1 protein-coding gene is annotated in these 511 nt (G+C 45.8%); it reads right to left on the bottom strand.

Annotated features, from left to right (window positions below; translation table 11 throughout):
• Positions 1–53 precede the first annotated feature (53 nt).
• Positions 54–511: SprT family zinc-dependent metalloprotease (locus R7040_RS30150; protein ID WP_318098148.1), on the bottom strand; the 458-nt coding region annotated here is incomplete at its 5' end.

Here is a 511-nt window from a genome sequence, read left to right as displayed (position 1 = left end):
TCTGTTAATAATAAAAATAAACAAGTGATCGCTGCTGTTTCTCACCGGCGAGATTAAGAAAGTTGAACACCTGTAAAATTCAAAGGCTGGTGGCATTTTTGACAGGAGTAAGTTGCCTCTTTGCGCAGAACTTTATTGTGACGGCGAATCGAGAGCGGGTAGGTCATGCAGCCGCAACGATATTCAAACGTCTTGCCCTGGACTGAGGTAACTTCAAAGCGGTGTGTGGTGTTGGCAGGAATACCAAATACGGATTCCATGACGCCCCGCCACTCTTTTCCGTGTGGCCGAACTCGGCCGTACACTTGGTAGGTGATTAAGTGGGCGACTTCATGAGGAATTACTTCTTCCAAAAACGCCTGTGGATTTTCTCTAAATAAAATAGGGTTGAGACGAATCTGATTTAATTGAAGGTAGGCTTTTCCCGCTGCTTTACCGCGAACGTTGAATGTGATGCTTGGGATAGGGAATGAGCGCTTAAATGCCTGCTGTGCCAAAGAGATACAATCAG

The organism is Vibrio sp. 1069 (assembly GCF_033340555.1).
Note: the sequence above shows the minus strand (reverse complement) of the source record. Positions and strands in the feature narration are given on the sequence as shown.